General features: G+C 65.0%; 17 protein-coding genes and 2 pseudogenes. 13 read left to right on the top strand and 6 right to left on the bottom strand.

Translation table 11 applies throughout. The features are described 5' to 3' along the window. Positions 1 to 40: 40 nt before the first annotated feature. A complete protein-coding gene (locus QPK27_RS10935) occupies positions 41 to 1,756 on the bottom strand; it encodes a methyl-accepting chemotaxis protein (protein WP_290418263.1) in 1,716 nt (571 codons plus the stop codon). A gap of 225 nt (positions 1,757 to 1,981) precedes the next feature. Between QPK27_RS10935 and QPK27_RS10940 the strand changes: the two genes are divergently transcribed. The 5 genes from QPK27_RS10940 (at position 1,982) to QPK27_RS10960 (ending at position 6,648) form a co-directional block, all read left to right on the top strand. Further along, a complete protein-coding gene (locus QPK27_RS10940) occupies positions 1,982 to 2,866 on the top strand; it encodes a dienelactone hydrolase family protein (RefSeq protein WP_290418264.1) in 885 nt (294 codons plus the stop codon). A gap of 212 nt (positions 2,867 to 3,078) precedes the next feature. Beyond that, positions 3,079 to 3,738 (top strand): ZIP family metal transporter, encoded by a 660-nt coding sequence (locus QPK27_RS10945; protein WP_290418265.1) that lies wholly within the window; start codon positions 3,079 to 3,081, stop codon positions 3,736 to 3,738. A gap of 114 nt (positions 3,739 to 3,852) precedes the next feature. Next, positions 3,853 to 5,109, top strand: a complete 1,257-nt coding sequence (locus QPK27_RS10950) for a voltage-gated chloride channel family protein (protein ID WP_290418266.1) — start codon at positions 3,853 to 3,855, stop codon at positions 5,107 to 5,109. A gap of 37 nt (positions 5,110 to 5,146) precedes the next feature. Further along, positions 5,147 to 6,097, top strand: a complete 951-nt coding sequence (locus QPK27_RS10955; RefSeq protein WP_290418267.1) for an ADP-ribosylglycohydrolase family protein — start codon at positions 5,147 to 5,149, stop codon at positions 6,095 to 6,097. Between the two features lie 212 nt (positions 6,098 to 6,309). After that, a complete protein-coding gene (locus QPK27_RS10960) occupies positions 6,310 to 6,648 on the top strand; it encodes a hypothetical protein (RefSeq protein ID WP_290418268.1) in 339 nt (112 codons plus the stop codon). Between the two features lie 68 nt (positions 6,649 to 6,716). Here the strand turns inward: QPK27_RS10960 and QPK27_RS10965 are convergent, their stop codons facing one another. Further along, complete coding sequence (locus QPK27_RS10965; RefSeq protein ID WP_290418269.1) at positions 6,717 to 7,565, bottom strand: sulfurtransferase; 849 nt, start codon at positions 7,563 to 7,565, stop codon at positions 6,717 to 6,719. A gap of 291 nt (positions 7,566 to 7,856) precedes the next feature. On the opposite strand from QPK27_RS10965, the gene QPK27_RS10970 reads away from it, so the two are divergent. Next, complete coding sequence (locus QPK27_RS10970; protein WP_374047048.1) at positions 7,857 to 10,154, top strand: putative bifunctional diguanylate cyclase/phosphodiesterase; 2,298 nt, start codon at positions 7,857 to 7,859, stop codon at positions 10,152 to 10,154. Positions 10,155 to 10,637: 483 nt separating this feature from the next. Beyond that, a pseudogene (locus QPK27_RS25450) lies at positions 10,638 to 10,760 on the top strand (hypothetical protein); the annotation flags it as partial. Here the strand turns inward: QPK27_RS25450 and QPK27_RS25455 are convergent. Together QPK27_RS25455 and QPK27_RS10980 are read right to left on the bottom strand one after the other, a co-directional pair. Next, positions 10,712 to 11,212 (bottom strand): annotated as a pseudogene (locus tag QPK27_RS25455) (EamA family transporter); the annotation flags it as partial. The pseudogenes QPK27_RS25450 and QPK27_RS25455 sit on opposite strands and share 49 nt — an antisense overlap. Beyond that, on the bottom strand, positions 11,181 to 12,281 hold the full coding sequence (locus tag QPK27_RS10980) for an aromatic ring-hydroxylating dioxygenase subunit alpha (protein WP_290418272.1): 1,101 nt from the start codon (positions 12,279 to 12,281) through the stop codon (positions 11,181 to 11,183). The gene QPK27_RS10980 and the pseudogene QPK27_RS25455, both read right to left, overlap by 32 nt. 354 nt (positions 12,282 to 12,635) lie before the next feature. On the opposite strand from QPK27_RS10980, the gene QPK27_RS10985 reads away from it, so the two are divergent. The 5 genes from QPK27_RS10985 to QPK27_RS11005 all read left to right on the top strand — a co-directional run bounded on the left by QPK27_RS10985 (position 12,636) and on the right by QPK27_RS11005 (position 16,555). Continuing rightward, the gene (locus QPK27_RS10985; protein WP_374047049.1) at positions 12,636 to 12,887 is read left to right on the top strand and encodes an exodeoxyribonuclease VII small subunit; all 252 of its coding nucleotides are present in this window, start codon (positions 12,636 to 12,638) and stop codon (positions 12,885 to 12,887) included. Positions 12,888 to 12,895: 8 nt separating this feature from the next. Beyond that, complete coding sequence (locus QPK27_RS10990; RefSeq protein WP_290418311.1) at positions 12,896 to 13,795, top strand: polyprenyl synthetase family protein; 900 nt, start codon at positions 12,896 to 12,898, stop codon at positions 13,793 to 13,795. Then, positions 13,796 to 15,670 (top strand): 1-deoxy-D-xylulose-5-phosphate synthase, encoded by a 1,875-nt coding sequence (dxs, locus tag QPK27_RS10995; protein ID WP_290418274.1) that lies wholly within the window; start codon positions 13,796 to 13,798, stop codon positions 15,668 to 15,670. A 151-nt stretch (positions 15,671 to 15,821) separates the two neighbouring features. Next, positions 15,822 to 16,193: a type II toxin-antitoxin system RelE/ParE family toxin gene (locus tag QPK27_RS11000; RefSeq protein WP_290418275.1), complete on the top strand. Its 372-nt coding sequence runs from the start codon at positions 15,822 to 15,824 to the stop codon at positions 16,191 to 16,193. 2 nt (positions 16,194 to 16,195) lie between these two features. Then, positions 16,196 to 16,555, top strand: coding sequence for an addiction module antidote protein (locus tag QPK27_RS11005; protein ID WP_290418276.1), 360 nt, complete (start codon positions 16,196 to 16,198; stop codon positions 16,553 to 16,555). Between the two features lie 74 nt (positions 16,556 to 16,629). Here the strand turns inward: QPK27_RS11005 and QPK27_RS11010 are convergent, their stop codons facing one another. Beyond that, a complete protein-coding gene (locus tag QPK27_RS11010; RefSeq protein WP_290418277.1) occupies positions 16,630 to 17,538 on the bottom strand; it encodes a DMT family transporter in 909 nt (302 codons plus the stop codon). Positions 17,539 to 17,633: 95 nt separating this feature from the next. Here QPK27_RS11010 and QPK27_RS11015 point away from each other — a divergent pair, with 95 nt between their 5' ends. Beyond that, positions 17,634 to 18,587, top strand: a complete 954-nt coding sequence (locus tag QPK27_RS11015; protein WP_290418278.1) for a LysR family transcriptional regulator — start codon at positions 17,634 to 17,636, stop codon at positions 18,585 to 18,587. 86 nt (positions 18,588 to 18,673) lie between these two features. On the opposite strand, the gene QPK27_RS11020 is transcribed toward QPK27_RS11015, so the two are convergent. Then, entirely contained in the window at positions 18,674 to 22,171 is a 3,498-nt protein-coding gene (locus QPK27_RS11020; RefSeq protein ID WP_290418279.1) for a DUF4214 domain-containing protein, read from the bottom strand. Between the last annotated feature and the right edge of the window lie 2 nt (positions 22,172 to 22,173).

The following is a 22,173-nucleotide window of genomic DNA, read 5'->3' on the forward strand; positions in this document are numbered from 1 at the left end:
CTGCCTGAACGAGCGTGAATCGCCGCCCGGACGGCCATCGTCAGGCCGCAGCCAGCGCCGGCGCCACGCGTTTCGCCAGCGCCGGCCGCGCCGTTGAACCGGAGGCGCCGGCGTCGGCCAGCTTGAACGCCGCCGCCACCTGCGCCAGGCGCGCCGCCTGTTCCTGCATGCTGGCCGCCGCCGCGGCGGCCTGCTCCACCAGCGCCGCGTTCTGCTGCGTCATCTGGTCCATCTGGGTCACGGCCACGTTCACCTGGTCGATGCCGGCGCGCTGCTCCTGGCTGGCGCTGGTAATCTCGGCCATCATGTCGGTGACGCGTGCCACGCTCGACACCACGTCGCCCATGGTGGCGCCGGCCTGCTGCACCAGCGTGGTCCCGGCATTCACCTGGGTCATCGAGTCGCCGATCAGGGTCTTGATTTCCTTGGCCGCGCTGGCCGAGCGTTGCGCCAGGTTGCGCACCTCGGCCGCCACCACGGCGAAGCCGCGTCCCTGTTCGCCGGCGCGCGCCGCTTCCACCGCCGCGTTCAGCGCCAGGATATTGGTCTGGAAGGCGATGCCGTCGATCACGCCGGTGATGTCGGCGATCTTGCGCGCCGAGGCGTCGATCGAGCCCATGGTGTCGACCACCTGGCCGACGATGGCGCCGCCGCGCTCGGCCACTTCGGNGCCGGTGATGTCGGCGATCTTGCGCGCCGAGGCGTCGATCGAGCCCATGGTGTCGACCACCTGGCCGACGATGGCGCCGCCGCGCTCGGCCACTTCGGATGCGGTCCTGGCCAGGCCGTTGGCCTGCAGCGCGTTGTCCGCGTTCTGGCGCACGGTGGAGGTCAGTTCCTCGATCGAGGCGGCGGTTTCTTCGAGCGAGCTGGCCTGCTGCTCGGTGCGCGCCGACAGGTCCAGGTTGCCGGCGGCGATCTCGGTGGAGGCGGTGGAGATCGCGGTGGTGCCGTGCTGGACTTGCGCGACCACCGTCACCAGCGCATCGTTCATGCTGTGCAGGGCGCGCATCAGGTCGCCCACTTCGTCGCGCGGGTAGTCGCCGAAGTGGTTGCCCAGGTTGCCCGCGGCGACCGTTTCGGCCACCGCCACGGCGGAACCGAGCGGCGCGATGATGCTGCGCGTGATCAGGAAGGCGCACACCGAACCGAGCGCCACGGTCAGCACGCCGAGCAGGATCACCAGGCGCGTGCTGCGCGCATTGGCGGCCTCGATCTTGTGCGCCGTATCGTCGATGGCCTTGCGCTGCAGGTGCAGCAGGCTCTGGACCTTGGCGCCGTAGGCTGCCGCGGCCGGGGCGAACACTTCGTCATACTGGCGCTCGGCGCCGGGGCCGTCGCCGGCCTTGCGCGCATCCATCACCGCGACCTTGCCATCCTGGTACTTCTTGCGCAGCGTAAGAATGGTCTGCAGGGTTTCTTTTTCTTCCGGCGAATCCAGCAAAACCTCCACCTTCTTGAGGATGGCGGTGGTGTCGGTCACACTGTCGGCGATCGGCTTGGCGAACACGGTGGCGAGGGTGCTATCGGTGCTGCGCGAGATCAGCGAGGTGCGCGCGATGGCGGAATAGGTCAGCACGTACCAGTCCGAAACCAGGCGTTCCTTGGTCAGCGGCTTGTCCATCATTTCCTTGGTGGCAGCTGCGCTGGTGTGGGTGTTGTACAGCGCCGTGGCGGTGCCGGCCAGCGCGAGAACGAGAATGAGGGCGAAACCGAAAGCCAGACGGGAGCCGATGCGTAAGTTGGTTAACAGCATATCGTTGATCCGTTGAAACGGGAAATTCCGCAAAGAAAGTATCTATCCTTTAGGCTTAAAAATAAACGAAAAAAAAGTATAGCGTTGTAATGACGCACCACACCATTCATTATTGATAATTCAATTGTTTTTTACTCATCCGTGCGCTGCGCATGGCTTATCAGTCCCGATGCTAAACTGGCAAGCCTGTTCAACACCGTGTTCAACATTGATAAGGGGATGACCATGAAAGATCTCGTCAACGACGCGAGCAGCCTGCTCGGCGCGAGCGCCTACACCGACGGCCCCAAGCGCCGCGACTTCCTGAAAGTGGCGGCCGGCGCCGGCTTCGCCGCGGCGGCGCTGCCGGTGGCGGCGCAAACGATGATCCAGACCGATACCGACGGCCTGGACGCAGCCGACAGCATCCTGGTCATCAACGGCCAGGACGTGCCGGTGTACCGCGCCCAGCCGCGCGGCAAGACGGACGTGCCGGTGATCCTGGTGATCTCCGAGATCTTCGGCGTGCACGAGCACATCAAGGACGTGGCGCGCCGCTTCGCCAAGCAGGGCTATATGGCGATCGCGCCGGACCTGTTCGTGCGCCAGGGCGACCCGACCAAGGTGGCGAACATCGCCGACCTGATGAAGGACATCATTTCCAAAACCCCGGATGCGCAGGTGATGTCCGACCTCGACACCGTGGTGGCCTGGGCCAAGCAGCGCGGCGGCAATACCGAGAAGCTGGGCATCACCGGTTTCTGCTGGGGCGGGCGCATCACCTGGCTGTACGCGGCGCACAACCTGAACGTGAAGGCCGGCGTGGCTTGGTACGGCCGGCTGGTGGGCGAGGCGACGCCGAATTCGCCCAAGCACCCGATCGACGTGGCGCAGAACCTGAAGGTGCCGGTGCTCGGCCTGTACGGCGGCAAGGACACCGGCATTCCGCTGGAATCGGTCGAGCGCATGCGCGCCGCGCTGGACAAGGGCAACAGCCGCTCGAGCATCCACGTGTACCCGAATTCGGGCCACGCCTTCCACGCCGACTACCGTCCGAGCTTCAACGCGGCCGATGCCAAGGACGGCTGGAACCGCGCGCTGGCCTGGTTCCGCCAGCACGGCGTGGCGTGAGGCCCGCACGGCTTGCACGGCCGCAGGCGCGGGACGGTACAATGTCCGGTTTTGCGGCTCGTCGCAAGTAAAGAACAAGAGGCTTCGAAATCGCTCCGCTTTTAGACCCGACACTGGGCTCCATCCTCCTGGCGACCGTCATCGCCGGCGTCGTCAGCATCTCCGGGGCTGCCTTCTTCTCGTTTACGCTGCTGTCCAAGGCGGTGGAGAAGATGGTCAGCCTGTCGGTCGGCATCATGCTGGCGACCTCGCTGCTGCACGCGCTGCCGGAAGCATTCGACTCGGGCGCCGACACCCACAGCCTGTTCGCCACGCTGCTGGGCGGCCTGCTGGCGTTTTTCCTGCTCGAGAAGGTGGCGCTGCTGCGCCACTCGCACCACCACGAGGGCGACGGTCATCACCACGCGCATGGCCACGACGCGCGCGAGGCGGGCAAGTCGGGCTGGATGATCCTGCTCGGCGACGGCATGCACAACTTCACCGACGGCATCCTGATCGCGGCGGCGTTCCTGGCCGACCCGGAGCTGGGCATCGTCACCGCCCTGGCGATCGTGGCGCACGAGATTCCGCAGGAGATCGGGGACTTCATCGTGCTGCTCAATGCCGGGTTCTCGCGCTTGCGGGCGTATGTGTTCAATCTGTTGTGCAGCCTGATGGCGGTGGTGGGCGGTCTGCTTGGCTACTACACGCTGGATCGGGCGAGCGGTCTGATTCCGTACGTGTTGGTGTTTGCGTCGTCGGGGTTCATTTATATTGCGGTGAGCGATCTGATGCCGCAGATGCAGCGGCGCTCGACGGTGAAGGAGTCGGTGCCGCAGGTGCTGTTGATCGCGTTGGGCGTGGCGGCGGTGGTGGCGTTGCACGCGTTTTAAACGGTCGTACGCAGTGCTGTTTGCGTTAGCGGCTGCGATGCGAACTTGGGGGCGTAATGCCAATGGCATTACGCCCCCTAAGTCCTGTGAACAGCCAATAATGTAGAACGTGGCATGAACCGTCGAGAACCCTCCGAACTGATCGCGCTTCTGAGACACGTAGCCAAATGGCTCCCCCTCTCGCTCGCCGTCGCCGTGCTCGCCGGCACCGCCTCCGCCTTCTTCCTCTTCGCCCTCGACTGGGCCACCGGCACCCGCAGCGCCCACCCCTGGCTGATCTGGCTCCTGCCCATCGCCGGCTTCGCGGTCGGCTGGATCTACCTGCGTTTCGCCGGCCGCGCCGAATTCGGCAACAACCTCCTGATCGACGAGATCCACGACCCGAAACAGACCATCCCGCTGCGCATGGCGCCGCTGGTCCTGGGCGGCACCGTCATCTCTCACCTGTTCGGCGCCTCGGTCGGCCGTGAAGGCACCGCCGTCCAAATGGGCGGCGCCCTGGCCGATCAAATTACGCACCGCTTCAAGCTCGGCCTGGAAGACCGCCGCATCGTCCTGATGGCCGGCATCGCCGCCGGCTTCGCCTCGGTATTCGGCACGCCGCTGGCCGGCGCCGTATTCGCCATCGAGGTGCTGGTCATCGGCCGCCTGCGTCACGACGCCATCCTGCCGTGTCTCGTGGCGGCGGTGACGGCCGATGCGGTCGGCCTGTGGTGGGGCGTGCGCCACACCCACTATCCGCTGGACGCGATCCCGCCGCTGTCGGCATGGGGCGTCGGCGCCATGATGCTGGCCGGCGCCGTGTTCGGCCTGGTCGGGCGTGCGTTTGCCGCATCGACCCATGCGCTGGGCTGCTGGATGCGTGCCCGCATTGCGTACGCACCGCTGCGGCCGTTCGTGGGCGGCCTGATCGTCGCCGTCGCGGTCTGGCTGATCGGCACCGAGCGCTACATCGGCCTGGGCATCCCGGTGATCGTGGAATCGTTCCAGCAGCCGGTTGCGTGGTATGACTGGCTGGCCAAGATGGCGCTCACGGTGCTGTCGCTGGGGACCGGTTTCAAGGGTGGGGAGGTGACGCCGCTGTTCTACATCGGCGCCACGCTGGGCAATGCGCTGGCGCCGCTGCTGCACATGCCGTTCGCGCTGCTGGCGGGGATTGGCTTCGTGGCGGTGTTCGCGGGGGCAGCCAATGTGCCGCTGGCGTCGACGCTGATGGCGATGGAATTGTTTGGGGCCGAAATCGGCGTGTATGCGATGATGGCATGCGTGGTCAGCTATCTGTTCTCAGGCCACGCAGGCATTTATCGTTCACAGCGAATCGGCCGCATGAAGCCGGGCTATCGACAACCCGACCGCGACAATTCAGAGTAAAACCATCTGCCAGACCTGTTTGTGATTGGGCTTCGTCATGCATGCGAAATTGGATCGAATCCGCGGTGGAGTTTACGGTTTGCTGGTCGGGGATGCCCTGGGGGTGCCTTATGAATTTTCGCCGCCAGCAAGCATCCCTGAACGACACCTGATCGACATGTCTCCGCCGAGCAGCTTTGCCCGGGCGCATAGCGGCGTCCCTGAAGGGACCTGGAGTGACGATGGCGCGCAAGCGCTGACGCTATTGAAGTCTCTTGTCGAGTGCGAATCGCTCGACCTTCGGCGATTCACCGATGGCTTGTTGGACTGGTACCGCAATGGCTCCATGACGCCAGACGGAAGAGTTTTCGATATCGGTAACCAGACAATGCAGGCGCTTCGGATTTACGCATTGCACGGTAATCCACTTACGTGCAGTCCGTTCGACGATTGGAACAATGGCAATGGTTCACTGATGCGGACGCTTCCATGCGCATTCATATCGCCATCGACCGCGACGAATATCATCGACCGCGCCAGGCGCCAAAGTCTGCCAACACATGCTCATCTACGTTCACAACTGGCTTGCGCCCTTTATTCGCTGATGGCATGGCAGATGGTCGAAGGTAAAGGGCCCGTCGACGCACTCGATTATGCGCAAGATACTCTCGAGGAAGCCCTCAACCCGGCAGAGAAAACGGAGCTTGGCATTATCCTGGACGGCCGCCTGGACCCGTCAATGGGGTCCGGGTATGTCGTCGACAGTCTTTGGTCGGCGATACGATGCGTGCTTGCGACGGATAACTATGAGGATTGCGTTCGCGAAGCGATCGCTCTCGGCAACGATACAGATACCACGGCCTGCATCGCCGGCGGTCTGGCAGGCATATTCTATGGCGAGCAAGCCATTCCAGAACGGTGGAGACAAGCCTTGAAAGGTCGAGCCATCGTCGAGGAACTGCTTGAACAACTGGCAGTTCCGGCGGATTTTCCGTCTGGTGCGAAGTGATGGAGTCGCCCGATTTGTCGGCAGCGCAAGTCGGCCTTTAGCGACCGGCCGTTTCGTACGCCAAGAGGGTCAGTAGGCCAAGGCTTGTCGAAGACGCGCAGACCTTCCTTGTAGCTGATAAGAGCCCGGGTCGAACGCTGTCGTACACTCGACTGACAGCAACCGGCCGGAAGCGTACATCGACCAATCCATGAAAGCGTGCATCAAGCGCCATGAAAAACACCTTATCGACACTGGGCCGCATGGTGCTGGTCCTCATCGCTGCGATCACGTTGACCCTCTTGTCGGTGCGTATAGAGCGTATCGGTCCTGATCTCATCCAATACGGGAACGTTTGCGGACCCGCTGGCATGGATCCCTGCTATAAGCCCGCATTGAAGGGCGGCTTTCCGGTTCCGTATCTGGTTGATGCGCCAGGCATCTCCGTACAGCGACAGCTCGCGTTTTTCGAGGACAATCTGCACCCATGGGCCTTGACCGCCGACATCGCTCTGTATTTCGCAATCCTGATGTCGATTGTCTGGGCCGTCAGGCGTCGCCGGTCGAAGTGAAAGTCATGTAAAGCCTTGGTCCAGCGCGCCTTCAAAGGCTGCGTGCTTGACCGCGCCGGCAAACCAATTCAGTTTTTGGCGACCGGCCGCGACGGATCGCCAACCCACTCGCTCCACGACCCCGGATACAGCGCCGCCCCCGGCATCCCGGCCACTTCCAGCGCCAGCAGATTGTGGCAAGCCGTCACCCCCGACCCGCACTGCATGATCGCCCGCGCCGGATCGTCTACCAGGGCCCCGAACTCCTCACGCAGCTGCTCGCCCGGCTTGAACCGCCCATCCGCCTGCAGGTTATCCTTGAAGAAGCGGTTCTTCGCCCCCGGAATATGCCCGCCGACCGGATCGATGGTCTCGTTCTCGCCGCGGAAGCGATCGGCCGCGCGCGCGTCGATGACGATGCGCTGCCCATGCTCCAGGTTGTCCATCACCTCGGAAACGGTCACGGTCGGCACGAACGGCGCCCGCACGCTGAACGCGCCGCGCGGCTTGACCGGCGCCTCGGTCGTCAACGCCTGCCCGGCCGCCTGCCACGCCGCCATCCCGCCATCGAGCACCGCCACCGCCTCATGCCCCAGCCAGCGCAGCAGCCACCACAAGCGCGCCGCGAACATGCCGCCATGCGCGTCATACGCCACCACCTGAGAATCGTCATCGATCCCGAACGCACGCAGCGCCTCGGCCAGCGCCTCTTTTTCAGGCAAGGGATGGCGCCCACGGAACACCCCGTCCGCACCATGTTTGGCGCCCGACAGCACGTGCTCGATATCGGCGAACACCGCACCGGGCAGGTGGCCAATGGCATAGCCTTCGCGGCCGGCCGCGAGGTTCATCAGGTCATGGCGGCAGTCGACCACGACCCATTTCGGATCATCGATGTGGTTCGATAACGCTGCGGCCGGGATCAGGGTCTTGTACATGCGCACTCCTCAGGTTTCACTGGAGATCGGATCGGTGTCCGTGACGACGGCACGGCGCCGTCCTGCACGTATTGTAGAACGTCGCAGCGACCACGCGCTGAACGGCTGGATGCGAATACCCCGTCCGGGAAGCGCGACCCGCACATCAGCGACTCGACAGGGTCATGCCAGATCACGCCTACATACAGACGGTACTCCGGCGTACAAGAGTTCCTGCAATGCAATGCTACTATATTTCACTTGCGCAATAAAAATTGCCAACGTTGCATCTGTTTGGGTTTGGAAAACATTATGGTTCACTTCGACGACATCTGCCAATGGCGATTTCGCATTTTTACTTCGCTGATGTCGATCGTGCCCGTCGTGGCCCTTGTCGCGGCGGTGCCGAGCGCGGCGTTGGCCATCCACCACGGGTCTCCCGAAGTAGCGCTGATGGATGGGCTGGCGCTTGCGTGGATCATGGCCATCTGGCGCCTCGACCGTTTGTCTTACCGGCTGCGTGTCTGGAACTACCTGGCGATGCTGTTCGGCGTCGCGGTCGGTTCGATGATCACCGTCGGCACGCTCGGCCTGTGCTATCTGATGGCTCTGCCGGTGATGACCGTGATTCTGCTCGGCATGCGCCCGGCTTTCGGCGTACTGAGCATTTGCGCACTCAGCATGCTGGTGCTCGGCCTGACCGGGCATAGCGACCTGAGGGTCGCCGATTTCGCCCAGGATTCGCTGTTTGGCGTCGGCATCTTCACGCTGAATTTCGTTTGCGTGGGCGGCTTCATCACGTACACCTGCGGCACGCTGCTGAAAGGACTGTCGGGGTCGTTGAACGATGTGCGCCGTTTCGCCGGATCGCTGGAAGAAAAACGCGACAGGCTGCACGCGCTGAACAGCGAATTGCGGCTGACCTCGGCTGCGCTGGCCAACCTGAACGATATGGTGCTGATCGTCAAAGTAACCGAAGACAGCACGCAGCCGATCATCTTCGCCAATGCCTCGTTCGAGCGCAACAGCGGTTATCGCGTGGACGAGATACTCGGCAAAAACATGCGCATGCTGCATGGCCCGGACACCGATCCCGAGGCCGTCAAGAGCATGGACGATGCGATGGCGCGTTGCGAACCGATACGCACCGAGCTCATGAACTACACGAAGGCCGGCGAGCCGTGCTGGGTGGAGGTCGAAACGATCCCGTTCGCCAGCGAAGGCGGGCCGATCACCCACTGGGTCGTGGTAGGCCGCAACATCACCGAGCAGCGGCGTTCCGCCGAGGCGATCCACCAGCTGGCCTTCTACGACGTGCTGACCGGGCTGCCGAACCGGCGCCTGCTGATGGAGCGGCTCGATACGCTGGTGGCGAGGGCCAACGCCGGCGCCGGTCACGGCGCCGTGCTGTACATCGACCTCGACAACTTCAAGAGCGTCAACGACGCCCGCGGCCACGCCACCGGCGATGCGCTGCTCAAGCATGTGGCGGCGCGCCTGAGCGGCGCCGTGCGCCAGTGCGACACGGTGGCGCGCCTCGGCGGCGACGAATTCGTCGTGCTGCTCGAAAACCTCGGGCCGGGCGATGCCGCCACCGCCCCCGCTCTGGCAATGGCCGAGCAAGTGGGCGCCGCGCTCGCCGAGCCGATCGAGATCGATGGCCAGATCTATCAGTCGTCGGGCAGTATCGGCGTGGCCTTGCCGATTCGTCCAGCCCATACCGTGCAGGACCTGCTGCGCGAAGCCGATACCGCCATGTACCATGCGAAATCGGTCGGACGCAATGGTGTGGCCCTGTTTGAAACGGCAATGCTGGCCGACGCCGAGAACGCATTGACGCTCGAGCGCGACCTGGCCAACGCGCTGGACAAGGACCAGCTGGCGGTGCATCTGCAGCTGCAGGTCGACCGCGTCGGCACGCCGATCGGCGCCGAGGTGCTGCTGCGCTGGCGCCGCGACGACGGCGTGCTGGTGCCGCCGGACGTGTTCATTCCGGTCGCCGAAGCCAGCGGTTTGATCGTCCCGATCGGCAACTGGGTGCTGCGCCAGGCGCTCGCCGCCTGGCTGGAACTGGAACGCGCCGGTTATCCGCTGCCGTTGTCGATCAACGTCAGTCCGCGCCAGTTCCGCGAACCCGAATTCGCCGATACCGTGCGCGCCGCCTTGAGCGAAACAGGCGTGCCACCCGATCAGGTGATCCTGGAAATCACCGAAGGCATGCTGGTGGACGACCTGAACGAAACCACCGCGCGCATGCGCGACCTGACGCAGCTCGGCATCCGCTTTTCGATCGACGACTTCGGCACCGGTTATTCCAACCTTGCCTACCTGCGCAAGATGCCGTTGTACGAGTTAAAGATCGATAAGAGCTTCCTGCGCGATACGCCGCACGACATCAACGGCACCGCGATCGTGCAATCGATCCTCGCGATGGCCGCCCATCTCGGCCTGCGGGTGGTGGCGGAGGGCGTCGAGACTGCCGAGCAGGTACATTTTTTGGAAAACAACGGCGCTCCCTGCATGCAGGGCTACCTGTTCTGCCGCCCGATGCCGCTGGATGACCTGATCGGCCACCTGGTGCGTGACCAGGTGCCGGAACTGGCGGCGTAAGCCGGCGCGCTGGATTCCCGCGCAGCGGCTCAGGTTTCGCTGGCGATCGGATCGGTATCCTTGACGACCGCCCCGCGCGCCGTCTTGCGCGTGTTGTAGAAGGTCGCCGCCAGGCCCGAGACCAGGATTACCGCGATGCCGAGCCACACGTGCCAGTCGAAGCGGTCGCCCCATATCGCCAGGCCCCACAGGCTGGAAAACACGATGCCGGTGTACTGCAGGTTGGCCACCACCAGCACCTTGCCGACGCGGTAGGCGCGCGTCATCGCCATCTGCGCCATCAGCGCGGCCAGGCCCAGGCCCAGCAGCAGCATCAGGCTGTATGGCGTGTGCGAATGGAACACGGCGCCTTGCGGGCCATCGCCGGCCAGCGTCATCGTCAAACCGACCAGGGTGGTGGTGAGCGAGAAGTAGAACACCACGCGGTATTCCGGTTCGCCCAGCTGGCCCAGGTTGCGCACCTGCATATAGGCCATCGCCGAGATCACCGACGAGCACACGCCCGCCAGGCCGCCCAGCCACTGCTGGCTTTCCACCGCCGGCTGCAGCACCAGCGTCACGCCGAAGAAGCTCATCGCGATCGCCACCACCAGCGGCCACTCCGCGTGCTTGGTCTTGGTCCACCAGCCGAGCGCGAACATCCAGGCCGCGATCCAGATCGGCGCCATGTAGTTCAGGGTCATGGCGGTGGCCAGCGGCAGGCGGCTGATGGCGAAGAACCACAGCCACAGCGACAGCACGCCGACCAGGCTGCGCGTCAGGTGGGCGCGGGGGAAGGGCGTTTTGAAAGTGCCTTTCTTATGGCGCACCAGGAACAGCAGCACGGTGGTGCCGACCAGGCCACGGTACATCAGCAGTTCGGAGGTGGTGTAGAACTCGGACGCGAGCTTGACGCCCGCGCCCATCGCGGCGAAGGCGAAGCTGGCGAACAGCATCCAGAGTGAAGCCATGGGAATCCAGGTGAGGCGTTCGCGCGCGCTGGAGGAGGGCGCGCGAACGGATTTGCTGCGGTTTTCTAAAACAGGGTCAGAGCACGTTCCTGCTGCGGTACCACTCATGGAAGTGCTGCATGCCGTCTTCCATCGGCGACTGGTACGGGCCGACTTCGTTGACGCCGCGCGCCAGCAGGATCTTGCGGCCGGCGTCCATGCGCAGGCCGATCTCGTCGTCCTCGACCGCGGTCTCCATGTAGGCGGCGCGCTCGGCCTCGACGAATTCGCGCTCGAACAGCACGATCTCTTCGGGGTAGTAGAACTCGACCACGTTGCGCGTCTTCTGCGGCCCGATCGGCCACAGGGTCGACACCACCAGCACGTGCGGATACCACTCGACCATGATGTTCGGGTACAGCGTCAGCCAGATCGCGCCGTGCTTGGGCGGCTGGCCGTTGTTGAACTTGAGGACCTGCTCCTGCCAGCGTTTATAAGCCGGCGAACCGGACTTCTGCAGCGCGCGATTCACGCCCACGGTCTGCACGCTGTAGTCCTGGCCAAATTCCCATTTCAGGTCGTCGCACGAGACGAAGTTGCCCAATCCGGGGTGGAACGGCTCGACGTGGTAATCCTCCAGGTAGACCTCGATGAAGGTCTTCCAGTTGTAGTCGCACTCGTGGATCTCGACGTGGTCGAACATATAGCCCGAAAAATCGAGGTCCTTCGTCACCGACAGGGTGCGCAGCTTGTCCATGACGTTGTAGCCGTTCTGTTCGAACAGCAGCCCGTTCCAGTTCTGGAGCGGGGTCTTGGACAGGTTCAGGCACGGCGTGTCGGCGAAATGCGGCGCGCCGATCAGCTCACCCTTCAGGTCATAGGTCCAGCGGTGCAGCGGGCACACGATGTTGTTGGCGTTGCCGCGGCCATTGAACATCAGCGCCTGGCGATGACGGCAGACGTTGGACAGCACCTCGATGCCGGCACCGTTACGCACCAGCATGCGGCCTTCGTCTTCGGCGGCAAGCGTGGCAAAGTCGCCGATCTCCGGCACCATCAATTCGTGCCCGATATAGCGCGGGCCCGCCTGAAACAGCTGCTGCATCTCGCGCTTGAGCAGCGCTTCATCAAAGTACACATTTACCGGAAGCTGCGCGTTCGAGCGCGCCAGCTTGGCGTGGGTAGCCAGATCGGACATCCCAACCCCCCTTTTCATTAAGCGTCAAGCCAAAGAAGAGAAAAAGAATCCAAAGACCAGTATCTTTATTGGAAGGAATACGGTATTTCGGACAGAACCGGAGATTATACCGTGGAACGGGCTCTACCGTCGTGGGCCGGCGCGCGATTGTGGCGGCAGGAAGCTTGAGATTTGCCGAAAAAACATCGGTTTCATGACGAAGGGGAGGGTTCTGTGAACATTCGGGCCAATCCGGGAGTTGCGATTGGTGCAATGTGCGCCCCCTGCTGGGATGGATTGATCTAAAATACGCGATTGGATTGACCCATGGCGCACAACTGGGCGCCCTCACACTACCGACTTATGGCAAAGAATATGACAGCGGACGCCGCGCCTGCCAAGGCGACGCCACCGCAATCCTTCGAGCAGGCGATGGCCGAACTGGCCCAGCTGGTGACACAGATGGAATCCGGCGCGCTGCCGCTGGAAGCCTCGGTCGCGGCCTATGCGCGCGGCTCGGAGCTGGTCAAGTACTGCGCGGCCCAGCTGGAAAAGGTCGAGTCCCAGGTCAAGGTGCTGGAAGGCGACATGCTCAAGCCGTTCTCGGACGACGAGGGTGCTCAATGACCACATCAATGACGGCGCCGGCATTCGCCGTCTGGACCCAGGAAGTCCAGGCTGAAGTCGAGCGCGCGCTCGACGCCTTCCTGCCGCCGGCCGGCGCCGTGCCGCACAAGCTGCACGAAGCGATGCGCTACACCACCCTCGGCGGCGGCAAGCGCGTGCGCCCGCTGCTGGCGTATGCCGCCGGCGCGCTGTTCGGCGCCGACGCGCAGGCGCTGGCGCGCGTGGCCGGCGCGGTAGAGATGATCCACGTGTATTCGCTGGTGCACGACGACATGCCGTGCATGGACGACGACGCCCTGCGCCGCGGTAAACCAACGGTGCACGTGGCCTACGACGAAGCGACCGCGCTGCTGGTCGGCGACACGCTGCAGGCCCAGGCCTTTCAGGTGCTGGCCGATACCGACACCGCCGTCGTGCCGCCCGCGCGCCTGGTGCAGATGGTGCGCCTGCTGGCGCAAGCCGCCGGTTCCGCCGGCATGTGCGGCGGCCAGGCGATCGACCTCGATAGCGTCGGCCTGGCCTTGCGCCGCGAAGAGCTCGAGCGCATGCACCAGCTCAAGACGGGCGCCATGCTGCGCGTCTCGGTGGTGCTGGGCGCGCTGGCCGGGCGCGACCTGAACGCGCAGGAACTGCAGGCGCTCGATACCTATTCGGCCGCCATCGGCCTGGCGTTCCAGGTGGTCGACGACGTGCTCGACGCCACCGCCGATTCGGCCACGCTGGGCAAGACCGCCGGCAAGGATGCGGCGGACAACAAACCGACCTATGTGTCGATCCTCGGACTGGAGCCATCGCGCGCGCTGGCCGAGCAACTGCGGCGCGAGGCGCATGATGCGCTGGCGCCATTCGGAGACAAAGCACAGCGTCTGCGCGAACTCGCGGACCTGATCGTGCAGCGGAAGGCCTAAATGAACCTGTTAGAGAACATCAACGACCCCGCCGACCTGCGCCAGTTGCCGCGCACCCAGCTCACCCCGCTCGCGCACGAGCTGCGCCAGTTCCTGCTGGAGTCGGTCTCGAAGACCGGCGGCCACCTGTCATCGAACCTGGGCACGGTGGAGCTGACCATCGCGCTGCACTACGTGTTCGACACCCCGCGCGACCGCATCGTGTGGGACGTCGGCCACCAGACCTATTCGCACAAGATCCTCACCGGCCGCCGCGGCCGCATGCCCACATTGCGCCAGCTGAACGGCCTGTCGGGCTTCCCGAAGCGCGACGAAAGCGAATACGACACTTTCGGCACCGCCCACTCGTCGACCTCGATCTCGGCGGCCCTCGGCATGGCCGCCGCGGCCAAGCTGAAAGGCGAGGACCGCCATGCGATCGCCGTCATCGGCGACGGCTCGATGACCGCCGGCATGGCGTTCGAAGCGTTGAATAACGCCGGCGTGGAAGAAGACTGCAACCTCCTGGTGATCCTGAACGACAACGACATGTCGATCTCGCCGCCGGTGGGCGCCCTGAACCGCTACCTGGCGCGCCTGCTGTCGGGCCAGTTCTACGCCGCCGCCAAGAACGTGGGCAAGAGCGTGCTGCCGGCGCCGGTGCTGGACCTGGCGCGCAAGCTCGAAGAACACGCCAAGGGCATGGTGGTCCCGGCCACCATGTTCGAGGAATTCGGCTTCAACTACATCGGCCCGATCGACGGCCACGACCTGGAATCGTTGATCCCGACGCTGGAAAACATCAAGAAGCTGAAAGGCCCGCAGTTCCTGCACGTGGTGACCAAGAAGGGCCAGGGCTACAAGCTGGCCGAGGCCGAGCCGATCCTGTACCACGGCACCGGCAAGTTCAATCACCTGGAAGGCATCAAGCCGGCCACCGCGCCGGGCAAGATCACCTACACCGAAGTGTTCGGCAACTGGCTGTGCGACATGGCGGCAGTCGATAAACGCCTGGTCGGCATCACGCCGGCGATGCGCGAAGGTTCGGGCATGGTGCGCTTCCACCAGGAATACCCGCAGCGCTATTACGACGTCGGCATCGCCGAGCAGCATTCGGTGACCTTCGCGGCCGGCATGGCCACGGAGGGTGTGAAACCAGTCGTCGCGATCTACTCGACCTTCCTGCAGCGGGCCTACGACCAGCTGATCCACGACGTGGCGCTGCAGAACCTGGACGTGACCTTCGCGCTGGACCGCGCCGGCCTGGTCGGCGCCGACGGCGCCACCCACGCCGGCAACTACGACCTGGCTTACCTGCGCTGCATCCCGAACATGGTGGTGATGGCCGCGTCGGACGAAAACGAATGCCGCCAGATGCTGACCACGGCGTACCACTATCCCGGCCCGGCCGCGGTGCGTTATCCGCGCGGCGCCGGCGTCGGTGCGCAGATTGAGGAAAAGCTCGAGTCGATCGAGATCGGCAAGGGCGAAGTGCGCCGCAGCGGCCACGGCGTCGCCATCCTGGCCTTCGGTTCGATGGTCGCGCCAAGCCTGAAAGCGGGCGAGGAACTGGATGCGACGGTGGCCAACATGCGCTTCGTGAAGCCGCTCGACGTCGAGCTGGTCAAGCGCCTGGCCGAACAACACGACTACCTGGTGACGGTGGAAGAGGGCTGCATCATGGGCGGCGCCGGCGCCGCCGTGATGGAAGCGCTGGCCGCTGCCGGCATCGCCAAGCCGGTGCTGAACCTGGGCCTGCCGGACAGCTTCATCGACCAGGGCGACCCGGCCGCGCTGCTGGCGTCGGTGGGGCTGGACGCCAAGGGCATCGCCGCCTCGATCCGCGCACGCCTGGTGACGGCGGGCGAGCCGCGGCTGGTGGTGAACAACGGCTGAAGCGTACGTGCTTCGACATGAAAAGCGGCGCCGTGTGCGCCGCTTTTTTTTGTGGCATCGGACCAGCAGACGGTGCATTGCGCCGTTCAGGAGAGGATATTTGTCTGCAGAAGTTGGTTGACTTGTGTGAACAAGTGATTACAATGCTTCGATGCAGAGGAAGTCCATCAAGCGTACTCCGACATTTCGTCGCTGGTATGACGATCTTGCCGATGCAATCGCTAAAACCATGGTCAGTGCGCGAATCGAGCGCGTGCAGGCAGGGCTTTACGGGGACGTCAAGCCGTGTGGCAAGGGTGTATCCGAGCTCAGGATCAACCATGGGCCCGGCTACCGCGTCTACTTCACCGAGACGCTGGACAACAGTATTCTTCTGTTGCTCGTGGGCGGCGACAAGTCAAGCCAACAAGCAGATATCAGGCATGCTCAGGAATTGTTGGCTGAATTGAAAAAGCAGCGCGACGCCATCGTGAAGGAACAGGCGGCCGTCGCTCGAACGATCCCGAAGGCCAAAAGGAGGTGATCATGCAGCACCATGACGACGAATACAAACTGGACACGCTGGACGGCGTCGAAGGACTGGACGATTTGGATGTCGTCGACAGCCTGACAAGCGATCTGGCGATCGCCGCGTACATCAACGATGTTATTTCCAGTGGAAATCAGGCACTCATCAACGAAGCAGTCAAGAATGTGATTCGGGCCAGAGGCATGGCGGCAGTGGCAGAAGAAGCTGGCCTGACGCGCGAAGGTGCCTACAAGGCCTTGCGACCGTCGAGCAAGCCAAGGTTCGAAACGATCGCATCCCTGCTCGATGCGCTGGGCCTGGCGATCCAGGTTGTTCCGAAAACGTCGACAAATAACGGCTACGCACAAGCCGCCTGAAGCGGCGTTGTCGAGTTGGTTGGGATGCATGGTGACGCGTCGGCCTGGCGTCGACGCGTCATCAGGATGATCAATCATTTGCGATCGGGCGCTGTCCTTGTGCACACGTAGACTGCTGCGGCGGTAACCAGGAAGCCTGCTACGGCCATCACGCTCAAGGTCTCCCCCAGCAGCGCAAACCCCAGCACCGCCGTCACCCCCGGAATCAGGTAGAACAGGCTCGCCACCTTGCTCGCTTCCCCTTTGCGCATCATGAAGAATAACAGGCTGATCGCCCCGATCGAGTTCACGATCGACAGCCAGCCTGACGCCAGCAGCAGCGCGGGCGTCAACTGCACCTGGAACCCCTCGACCTGCAGCGACAACACCAGCGCCACGATACTGGCCACCGCCAGCTGCACGCAGCCGCCGGTGCGCAGGTCCATGCCGGCGCAGTACTTCTTCTGGTACAGCGTGCCCAGCGTGATGCCGGCCAGCGCCAGCAGCACCGCGCTGTAGGCTGCCGGCCCGGCGTCGCTGGCGCCGATCTTGTCCGCCACCACCAGCGCCACGCCGAACAGGCCGCCAGCCAGTCCCAGCCACTGGCGCGTGCTCACGCGCTCGTGCAAAAAGACGCTGGCGCCGAGCGCCGTAAACAGCGGCATGGTGCCGACCATCAACGCCGACACGCCGGCGCTCACGCCCAGATTCAGTCCCGTGTACAGGCCGGAGAATTGCAGCGCCTGGATCAGCAGGCCGACCACCACCAGGTGCGCATACTGCCTGCCGTTCGCCGGCCACGGCGCCCGGGTCACCAGCGCGGCCACGAACAGCACCAGCGCCGCCACGCCGAAGCGCAGGAACAGCAAGGTGAACGGCCCGGCATAGGGCAGGGCGAGCTTGCCCACCACGTAGCCCGAGCTCCACATCAGGATGAACAGCAAGGGCAGCGCGAACGGTCCCGCATGCACGGGGGCGGTTTTCGAAGCGGTCAGGGTCGTCATGATTTCCTCCGGTTGTCATGGCAATCAGACTATTGGTTATCGTTTGTCGTTACAATACGGCGCAACGACAACTCACTGTTTCCCAGGGAGACACCATGCCGGAGCTGAAACCGCGCGATTTTCCCGACCTGTGGGCCTTCGTGCGCGTGGTCGACACGGGCAGTTTTTCTGAAGCCGCGCGCCAGATGGGGAGCACCAAGGCCGCCGTCAGCAAAGCGGTGGCGCGCCTGGAGCGCGCGCTGCAGGTCAAGCTGCTGAACCGCTCGACGCGCCGCATCGGCCTGAGCGAAGCGGGGCGCGCGATCCACGCGCATGCGCAGCGCATGGTCGACGAGGCGCGCGTGATCGAGTCGACGCTGGCCGGCATGCAGGATGGCCCCAGCGGCACGTTGCGCGTGAGCACCTCGATGGCGTTCGGGAACAGCCAGCTGGCCGCGCTGCTGCCCGAGTTCATGGCGCGCTACCCCGAAGTGCGCGTGGTGCTGAACCTGACCGACCGCCATGTCGACCTGGTGGAAGAGGGCATCGACGTCGCCCTGCGCCTGACGCCGAGGATTGACCTGATGAGCGCCGTGGCGCGGCCGATCGCGCCCCTGCGCTACGTGCTGGCGGCGGCGCCTGGCTACGTCGAACGGCACGGCATGCCGCCGGACCTCGCTGCGCTGGCCGTGCACCGCTGCCTGTGCTTTGCCGACAGCGGCCCGGGCGCGACCTGGAACTTCGAGCACGACGGCGCGCTGCTGCAGTTCCGGCCCGCTGCCGCGCTGGCGATCAACAGCAGCCAGCCGCTGCGCGAAGCGATGCTGGGCGGCGCCGGCATCGCGCTGCTGCCGACCTTCGTGGTGGGCGGGGACATCCGCGCCGGACGCGCCCTGCACGTGCTGCCGGAACTGCGGCCGGTCGGCATGTTCGGCAGCCAGGTGGTGGCGGTCTATCTGCAGGACCGCTTCCTGCCGCAGAAGGTGCGCGTGTTCATCGACTTTCTGCTCGAGAAGATGGGCGAACACCCGCCGTGGGACGCCTTCCTGCCGCGCGCCGGCGTCCCATGAAAAAAACCCGCTTTCGCGAGAAAGCGGGTTTCAGGGTGCTGCGTCATGCGCGCGCCGCAACGAGCGCCGCATCAGCCGTCAAGCGATCAAGGGATGCCGATGCCGGTATCGCCCGGGATGCCGGCGCCGTTGTCGACGTATGGCGTGTACACCACGTTGCCGAAGGTATCGAGCGTGATATTGCCCGAGCCGACGATCAGGATGCCGATGTCGTTGGCGTCGATCACGTCGTCGCCGTTGTTCACGATCAGGAAGTCGCTGCCTTCGATGTTCATGAGCACCGCGTCGTAGCGCGAGTGGGCTGCGCTGTCATAGCCGCTGTTGATGGCGGCCCAGATCCCGTCCGCGCCACCGCCCTGCGGCATTGGCATCTCGGTCGCGCCGACGCCCTGCACCGCAAAGCCGAAGTCGAAGGTGAAGGCGTCGCCCGACGACGTTTCTACAACATCGTAGCTGCGCTCCATCATGGCGGTGATGCTCGCCAGGTTGGAGTCTGTTCCCGAGCCGACCACCAGGATGTCGGCGCCGCCACTCAGGTAGATATCGTCGCCGCCGGCGCCGCCGATGATGACGTCGTCCTGGGCGCTGTCTTCGATGATGTCGTTGCCGGCCAGGCCGCGCAGGTAGACCGCCCCGAGCGGGCTTTCGGCCTGCAGCAGGCCGAGGTCCTTGGCGTCGTCGGCCACCGTGCCGTTGCCGCTGTAGTGCAGCTCGCCGCTCACGCCGCCGATCTGGTCGAGCGTCAGGTCGAGCACCGAGACGTTCTCGAGCTTGACCAGTGGCGAGCTGTTGCCGACGAAGCCGTAGCTCGGCGGGGCATCGGTGCCGAGCGCCGCCACATAGACGTCGCGTCCGACCTGGCCGGCGAACACGCCGCCTTCGTTCTGGTAATTGCGCAGGTGGGCGCTGGCATCGGTCAGCATGTCCTCGAGCGAGGCGTAGAAGGTGGTGCTCACCGTCATGCCGTTCTTGTCGGCGTACAGCGTGCCCGGTGCGAAGACCAGCAGGTCGTCGGCCGCATCGAAGTCGGTAATGCTGTCCATGCCGCCCATGACGGCCACGCCGTTGTTCATCAAAGGCTGGGTCGAGTCGCCGCTGGCGGCGATCACGAACGCGTCGTGGCCGGCGCCGCCGGTGAGGATGTCGGCGCCTTTTCCGCCGACCAGGGTGTCGTCGCCGGCGGTGCCGGTCAGGGTGTCGTTGCCGCCGAAGCCCCACACGGCGCTGTCGCCGGCGACGTCGTCGCCGCTGGTGCCGAGGGTGTAGATGCCGCCGCCGGTGTCGCGCAGCGCGTCGCCGTCCTGCGGTACCACCTTGAAGCTGCCCGAGACGATGTCCTGCTGCGCGCCCACCAGCACGGTGCCGTTGATGGCGCCCATGCCGGGGTCGTTGGAGAACACCTGCACGTCGCCTTCGGTCGAGGTCAGGTAGATGTCGCCGGCCACGTTGCTGGTCACGGAGACGCCGCCGGCGCCGGGGGCCAGTTCCAGCGTCGGCACGATGTTGCCGAACGGGCCATCGATCGGCTGGCTGACGATCTCGCCGCGGCTGCCGGCCGGGGTCACCAGGCGCAGTTCGACCGTCGGGTCCGAGGTGTCCAGGGCCACGTCGGGGATGGTGATGGTGCGCGCGCCGGTGTCGATCTGGCTCCCGTCGAGGATCGCCCACTGGGCTTCTCCCACGCGCCATTCGACGTAGTAGCCGGCCGGCAGGTCGGCCGCATAGCTGAAGTGGACGTCGGCCGTGGTGGCCTCGGTGGCATTCGAGCCGGCGGCGTCGGCGCCGTCGACGCCCTCGAAGGTGATCGCGATCGCCGGCACCGAGGTGTCGAGCGTGAACGAGAGCGGCTTGGAGACCTCGCCCGGGTTGCCGGCGGCGTCGATCTGGCGCACCAGCACGGTCTTGGCGCCGTCGCCGGTCAGCGGTAGCGTCGCCTTGCCGCTGCCGTCGTTGGCGCCGCCCGGCAGCCATTTGTCGCCGCCATCCAGGCTGTATTCCCAGGCGGTGCCGGGACCGGTTTCGAGGTTGGCGATGCTGACCTGGCCGGCGGCGGTGATGCCGTCGCCGAAGTAGATACCGGTGTCGTGCGCCAGCGTGACGGCCGGCGCCGCCGGCGCGCCGGTGTCGAGCGTGAAGCTGATGGCGCGCGCGCTGCTGACGTTGCCGGCGGCGTCGGTCTGGCGCACCAGCACGGTGTGCTCGCCGTCCTGCATCTGCGGGAGGCTGGTGCTCCACGCGTTCTGGGTGACGAACGACAGTTCCTGGTATTCGATCTTCGCGTTCGCTTCGGTGCCGGTGACCAGCAGGGTGGCGTCGTTGGTGAACAGCGCATTGCCGGCGCCGGGGTGCGCCAGGGCGACCTGCGGCGCGTCAGCCGCGCTGTCGTAGACGATGGCCTGGCTGATCGTCGCGCCGGCGCCGCTGGCGTCCGCTGCGCGCAGCATCACCACGGTGGCGGCGTCCTGAACCTGCCCGCGCAGCGGCAGCAGTTCGATGTCGCCCTTGCCGCCGAGGGCGAGATCCTTGATGACGACCATTCCGGTCTCGGGCACGACGTCGATGCCGGTGTCGATCCAGCTCTTGCCGCCGTCGATGCTGTATTCGAACTGCTGGCCGGCGCTCAATCCCTTGCCGGTGTAGCTGAAGGTGACGTCGGCCACCGCCTGGTTGGTGACGTTGTCAGGCTTGGCGTCGAGCGGGCCTTCGGTGACGCTCACGAACGAGAGTTCCACGCCGGACACGGGCACGGTCGGGGATACCGGCTGGGTCGGGTACACCACCTCGACCGCGGCCGGCAGGCCGCCGCTGGCGAGGGCGTCGACCACGTCCTGCAGGCTGGCGTCGCTCGGCATCACTTGCAGCACCTTGGTCATGCCGCCGCCGCGCAGCAACGAATCGAGCGTGGCCGGGTTGCCGGCGGCCGCTGCGGCGGTGTCGGCGAGGGTCTGGGTCAGGGCGACCGGGTCGCCCGTGCCGCGCACGGTGTCGTACAGGGCCAGCAGCGCGCCGCCCGAAGCCAAGGCATCCACCACGGCCGGGGTGTTGGTGGCGGTGGCGGCGAACGAGACGGCGGCATCGACCAGGTCGGCAATGTCGGTGGCGCTGGCGTCCAGCGTCACGGCGCGCACCAGCACGCGCGCGGCTTCGATCGCCGGGTAGCCGGCGTAGTCGCTGCCGCTGGCCTCGACCTGGGCAGTGAAGGACTCGACGGCTTGCAGGCGCAGCGCGGCCATTGGGAGGTCATCGCCTCTGGCGCCCTGCATGATGGAAAGCGACAGCTCGGCCATCGACAGGTGGCCGTTGTCGACTGCATCGCTCCAGAAGGCCAGGCCTTCGGCGTCCGGTGCGCGATTGAACAGATTTTGGTAGATGTCGGTGATGCGATCGACGGTGGATGCAGCGTCGCCGAAGCGCACCTGCGTTTCGGCGGAATGAGCGAAGTCGACGCTGATGGCGCTGAAGTTGCCATTGTTGGCAGCGAGGGCGGCGGACCAGAACGCCAGGCCTTCGGGGTCGGCCGGGCGGCCGTAGAACGCCAGGTAGGCGGATTGAATCGTGGAGACGTAGTTGCTTTGCAGGCTCATGA

Source organism: Massilia sp. YIM B02443, assembly GCF_030411955.1.
In the GTDB taxonomy this organism is placed as follows: Bacteria; Pseudomonadota; Gammaproteobacteria; order Burkholderiales; family Burkholderiaceae_D; genus Telluria.

Coding starts and splice junctions, on each gene's coding strand:
- QPK27_RS10970 (WP_374047048.1), top strand. CDS start 7,857: ATGGTTCACTTCGACGACATCTGCCAATGGCGATTTCGCATTTTTACT.
- QPK27_RS11020 (WP_290418279.1), bottom strand. CDS start 22,171: ATGAGCCTGCAAAGCAACTACGTCTCCACGATTCAATCCGCCTACCTG.
- QPK27_RS11000 (WP_290418275.1), top strand. CDS start 15,822: ATGCAGAGGAAGTCCATCAAGCGTACTCCGACATTTCGTCGCTGGTAT.
- QPK27_RS10985 (WP_374047049.1), top strand. CDS start 12,636: ATGACAGCGGACGCCGCGCCTGCCAAGGCGACGCCACCGCAATCCTTC.
- QPK27_RS11005 (WP_290418276.1), top strand. CDS start 16,196: ATGCAGCACCATGACGACGAATACAAACTGGACACGCTGGACGGCGTC.
- QPK27_RS10950 (WP_290418266.1), top strand. CDS start 3,853: ATGAACCGTCGAGAACCCTCCGAACTGATCGCGCTTCTGAGACACGTA.
- QPK27_RS10955 (WP_290418267.1), top strand. CDS start 5,147: ATGCATGCGAAATTGGATCGAATCCGCGGTGGAGTTTACGGTTTGCTG.
- QPK27_RS10990 (WP_290418311.1), top strand. CDS start 12,896: ATGACGGCGCCGGCATTCGCCGTCTGGACCCAGGAAGTCCAGGCTGAA.
- QPK27_RS10965 (WP_290418269.1), bottom strand. CDS start 7,565: ATGTACAAGACCCTGATCCCGGCCGCAGCGTTATCGAACCACATCGAT.
- QPK27_RS10980 (WP_290418272.1), bottom strand. CDS start 12,281: ATGTCCGATCTGGCTACCCACGCCAAGCTGGCGCGCTCGAACGCGCAG.
- dxs (WP_290418274.1), top strand. CDS start 13,796: ATGAACCTGTTAGAGAACATCAACGACCCCGCCGACCTGCGCCAGTTG.
- QPK27_RS10960 (WP_290418268.1), top strand. CDS start 6,310: ATGAAAAACACCTTATCGACACTGGGCCGCATGGTGCTGGTCCTCATC.
- QPK27_RS10940 (WP_290418264.1), top strand. CDS start 1,982: ATGAAAGATCTCGTCAACGACGCGAGCAGCCTGCTCGGCGCGAGCGCC.
- QPK27_RS11010 (WP_290418277.1), bottom strand. CDS start 17,538: ATGACGACCCTGACCGCTTCGAAAACCGCCCCCGTGCATGCGGGACCG.
- QPK27_RS11015 (WP_290418278.1), top strand. CDS start 17,634: ATGCCGGAGCTGAAACCGCGCGATTTTCCCGACCTGTGGGCCTTCGTG.
- QPK27_RS10945 (WP_290418265.1), top strand. CDS start 3,079: ATGGTCAGCCTGTCGGTCGGCATCATGCTGGCGACCTCGCTGCTGCAC.